Consider the following 4,168-nt stretch of genomic DNA (forward strand, 5'->3'; position numbering starts at 1 on the left):
CAGCGTCCAGCTCAGGGCCGCCACGCGGCTGGCGGTGGGCAGCACCCGCGTGGGGCTGGGCGGAAAGTAGCTGACGGGCATGCCCGTCGCCGTGCGGCTCACCTGCAGCGTGAACTGGCAGAAGTCCTTGAGATAACCATCAACATCGAGCAGGTAGGGCTGGCCGGCGCGCAGCGAGTCCAGCGTCACAAACACGTCGTCCTGCGTGCCGAGCGAGGTGCAGCTGAGAATACGGTAGGTAGCAGGCTGGCAGGGCTGGCCGGTGAGCACCACCAACTGCACGCCGCGCACGTCGCGGCACTTCTGCCCGCCGATGTTCACAAAGTAGCGCCCGGCGGTTTTCGGCGTGAACGCAAACCACTGGTCGTTGTGGTATTCGATGCACTTGCCGGTCAGGCGCTCATCCACGCAGCTGCGCTGCACGGTGCAGCCCGTGGTATTGGAGCTGATGGTTTCTTCCAGCTGCAGCACCCGGCGGTTTTCAATATTGTCGTTGGCGACCTGAGCCCGGGCCGGCGAAATGGCTAACGCGGCTAGCGCAAATAAAAACAGCACCCGGTTTCCGACGCGACGAAGCATCGTAGAAACCGGGTGCTGCCAAAAGGGTGCGCTAGCCAACAATTAGTTGACCGAAGCCGTGGCGCCCTTCAAATCCTTCTTCACGTATTTGCTGGGGCACTTCAGCAGAATCTGGTCGGCCATGAACACGTCGCCCTTCATGCAGCCGGTAATCACCACTTGCTCCGACGTTTCAAAGTCCTGGGGCTTGGGGTTGTTGTACACTACGCGCTGGGCCAGCTGTGTGGTGTCGACCAGCGTGAAGGCGAAGTAGTTGGGGTCCGTCATCGGGTCGTATTCGAGGCCGATGGGGTGCTTGGCCGCGTCGCGAGGCAGCTTACCTACTACGTGCACTTTGGTGGTATTGCCCTCGGCGGCCCGCTCGCGGGCCTCGCCGAAGCCTACGTACACGCTGGCATCGGCGGTAGTGCTGAGGATGATGGCGGCCGCCACTGCAATAATGGCGACGATGAATAGGTGCGTCTTCTTCATAAAACCACAGATTTAACGGATTTCAACAGATTCAACGGAGGTTTTGTGTTTCCGCGTGAGGCTGGTCTGCGTAACAATCGGGACGGCACTTGGGTGCCGGCTAGCCTTTAATTTCCTTTTCGAGGCGGCTCACCTTGCGGTCGAGCGAGATGAGGTAGGCCAGCAGGCCGGCCACGATGACGGCCACCACGGCCACCACCACGTAGATTTTGCCGCTGGCGCGCAGGTCGTCGGCCATGGCCGGGTCGGCCACGGGCGTTTGGGCGAAAGCCAGCGGGGCCAGCAGTAGCAGCGGCAACAGCATCAGGCAGAAGCGGCCCAGCGAGCGGGCAGAAAGCTTATTTTTCATCATGTTTCAGTTTCAGGAAAACGTAGCGGCTGCTCACCTGCGCGACCCAGAAGGCGAATAGAATCCAGCCAATCACGGCCGGGTAGAACACCTTGCGCATGGTATTGTCGAGGTCGTACTGGTTGAAGCCGGGGTTGCCGGTCTGGCCCGGGTGCAGCGAGGGGCCGCTCAGGCGGGGCAGCACAAACAGCAGCGGAATAGCCGCCGCAAAGGCGAAAATGTTGTAGATGGCCGATACCCGGGCCCGCTGCTGCTCATCCTGAAACGAGCCGCGTAGCACCAAATAAGCCCCATAAATGAGCATGGCCACGGCCGCGCCGTTCAGGCGCGGGTCGGGCGTCCACCATGCGCCCCAGGTGTAGCGCGCCCACAAGCTGCAGCTGGCCAAGCCCAGCAGGCCCAGCGCAATGCCGGTTTTGGCCGACTCGTGGGCCAGCACGTCGAGCCGGGCCGAGGGTTCGCGCAGGTAGCGAATCGAATACCACACCGACACCAGCAGCACCATAATCATGGCAAACCACATGGGCACGTGGAAAAACAGGTTGCGAATGCTCTCGTTCACGATGGGCAGGGCCGGCACCGGGCTCAGGAAGCCGGCTACCGTGGCGCCCACAATCAGCAGTACGGCCAGGCTTTTCCAAAGCACGCCGCCGCCGCGCTGCTCCACCAGGCGCTGCCCGCCCCACACGCCGCCCACCGTCATCACGATGCCCGACACACTGCCGATAATTGCCGCTGTACTCATAGATAATCAGTTAATAGTCAGTTAGTCGCGCCACAGAAACGGGAACAGCACGTACGAAGTCGCGCCCACTATCATGTTCAGGGCCAGCAGCGTAAGCAGCGACTGCTGACTCAGGCCGCGGTCGAGGCCATCGAGTGCATTCTTACTCACTTTAATAAGCAGCAGCAGCATGGGCACCATCAGCGGGAAGCCGAGAATGGCCATGAGCGTCGCTCCGTTGCCACCTGCCTTGGCCGCAATGCCCGACACCAGCGTGAGCGTGGTGGCAAAGCCTACCGCGCCCAGCAGCAGGTTGGCCACAAACAGCGGCGCATCCTGAATGGGGTTGCCCAGAAATACGGTATAGAGAAACAGCCCCAGCAGCGCCACCGCCATCAGCAAGAGCGTGTTGTACAGCATCTTAGCCAGAATGACGGCCTGCGGGCGCACCAGGGTGTAGTAGTACAGGCGCTGGCCGGGGCTTTCCTGCATGAAGCCTTTGGCCACGGCGTTCAGGGCCGCAAACAGCAGAATCACCCACAGTAGGGCGTTCCAGGCCGGGGGCGGGGGCGTGCCGCCGCGCAGGCTGAAGCTCAGGAAGCACACGAACACCGTGCTGCCCACGTACAGCAGCAGCCCCCCCAGCGCCGCGCGCTGCCGCCATTCGAGGCGGAAGTCTTTGGCTAGCAGGGTGGATATTTCGCGGAGCAGCACGGAGATAAATTCAGTTTCGGGCTGCAAAGATACGCCCGAACCTACCCCGGATGCATATAAACACCACGGCCTGCCGCACCGGGTGCAGCAGGCCGTGGGCAGGTGGCCAATGGCTGGGCTAGAAATCGTAGCCCAGCGTGAAGTAGTAGTGCGGCTTGGTCGTCACGTAATTCTCTTGGCCCCAGGCTACGTCGGCTTTGCCGTAGAAGCCCAGCAGCGAGGTGCGGATGCCCGCGCCGTAGCCGATAAGGAACGGGTTGCGAAAATTGACAACTGTAGCCGAGAAATATTGGCTGTACTCGCGCTGGCGGGTATTGGCCGAGTTATCGGTGCTGAACGGGTTGTTGCCCGAGTAGGCCGTGCCGGCATCGGCGAAGCCGGTGAGCTGCAGGTTGCGGAAAAAGCCCGAATAGATGGGCCGTCGGGCGAAATACTGCACAATTGGAAAGCGCAGCTCGCTGTTGAATACCACATACCGCGGGCCATTGCGGGCACCGTAGTCGAAGCCGCGCAGGTTGGTGACAAATTCCTGCCCGAACACTTGGTCGACATCGCTGTAATTGGGCAGGAAGCGGGAGTCGGCATAGCCGGCATTCAGCCAGTCATCCATCCCGCCCAGGCGGAATACCTGCGCCCGGGGGCCGAAAAACTGGCCGTAGCTGGCGCGGTTGGCCCACACCAGCGAGCGGCTTATCTTCTGGTAGTGGCGCAGGTCGATGACGAATTTGCCGTAGCTCAGGCCGCCGTCGTTCAGGTTTTTCAGTTGGAGCAGGCTGGCCTTCATGCGGGTGCCGTGCATCATGTTCACGCCGGTAACCAAAGTGTTGTCGAACACCAGCTCGGCATTCACGCCGGCGTAGTTGAACGACTGGTCAAAGTCGGTCGACACGTCGCCAATTACCGTGCGGGTGATGTTCATGAAGCGCGGGCCGCCGCGCACGCTCAGGTTGTGCGTGAGCGGGTAGCCGATGGTCGGAGCAAATTCGTGGCGGCCGTAGCGCAGGCCAAAATTGCCTGCATCGAAGAAGTACGCCTGTTTCTGATAAGCCAGGCCCCAGTCGTAGCGGCGCGTGAGGTTGGTGTAAGCCAGCCGCATGTTGCTGGTGCGCAGGTCGAACAAGCCAAACAGGCTGGCTTCGAGCCGCTGGTTTTCGAGCGCGTCGGTGAGCACCGCTTTAAACTGCAGCCCCATGCCCAGCAGCGGGTCGACGTAGAGCGCACTCGACACATTATCAATCATGAAGCGCGTATCGTAGCGGTAGGGGCCGGCCACGGGGTTGGCTGCCTGCGCCACTGCGGCTGCCGCCGCCGCCGTAGAGGCCGCCGTGGGC

General features: G+C 61.8%; 6 protein-coding genes. All 6 read right to left on the reverse strand.

Features of this window, described 5'->3' with window-relative positions; genetic code table 11:
• A partial coding sequence (locus tag ACYVDE_RS16105) for a hypothetical protein (RefSeq protein ID WP_460502567.1) occupies positions 1 to 579 on the reverse strand: 579 nt, incomplete at its 3' end.
• A 42-nt stretch (positions 580 to 621) separates the two neighbouring features.
• Entirely contained in the window at positions 622 to 1,050 is a 429-nt protein-coding gene (locus ACYVDE_RS16110) for a cytochrome c maturation protein CcmE domain-containing protein (protein WP_460502568.1), read from the reverse strand.
• Positions 1,051 to 1,150: 100 nt separating this feature from the next.
• Positions 1,151 to 1,402 (reverse strand): CcmD family protein, encoded by a 252-nt coding sequence (locus tag ACYVDE_RS16115; RefSeq protein WP_460502569.1) that lies wholly within the window; start codon positions 1,400 to 1,402, stop codon positions 1,151 to 1,153.
• Positions 1,389 to 2,144 (reverse strand): cytochrome c biogenesis protein CcsA, encoded by a 756-nt coding sequence (gene ccsA / locus ACYVDE_RS16120; RefSeq protein ID WP_460502570.1) that lies wholly within the window; start codon positions 2,142 to 2,144, stop codon positions 1,389 to 1,391. Before ccsA ends, ACYVDE_RS16115 begins: the two co-directional genes overlap by 14 nt.
• A gap of 21 nt (positions 2,145 to 2,165) precedes the next feature.
• Complete coding sequence (locus tag ACYVDE_RS16125; protein WP_460502572.1) at positions 2,166 to 2,843, reverse strand: heme exporter protein CcmB; 678 nt, start codon at positions 2,841 to 2,843, stop codon at positions 2,166 to 2,168.
• A gap of 112 nt (positions 2,844 to 2,955) precedes the next feature.
• Positions 2,956 to 4,168, reverse strand: a 1,213-nt coding sequence (locus ACYVDE_RS16130; protein ID WP_460502571.1) for a BamA/TamA family outer membrane protein, incomplete at its 5' end; no start/stop codon positions are given.

The organism is Hymenobacter agri, assembly GCF_054778495.1.

What these genes read in the sequence shown, in the direction of transcription:
- ACYVDE_RS16115 (WP_460502569.1), bottom strand. Translation starts at nt 1,402, where the DNA reads ATGATGAAAAATAAGCTTTCTGCCCGCTCGCTGGGCCGCTTCTGCCTG.
- ACYVDE_RS16110 (WP_460502568.1), bottom strand. Translation starts at nt 1,050, where the DNA reads ATGAAGAAGACGCACCTATTCATCGTCGCCATTATTGCAGTGGCGGCC.
- ccsA (WP_460502570.1), bottom strand. Translation starts at nt 2,144, where the DNA reads ATGAGTACAGCGGCAATTATCGGCAGTGTGTCGGGCATCGTGATGACG.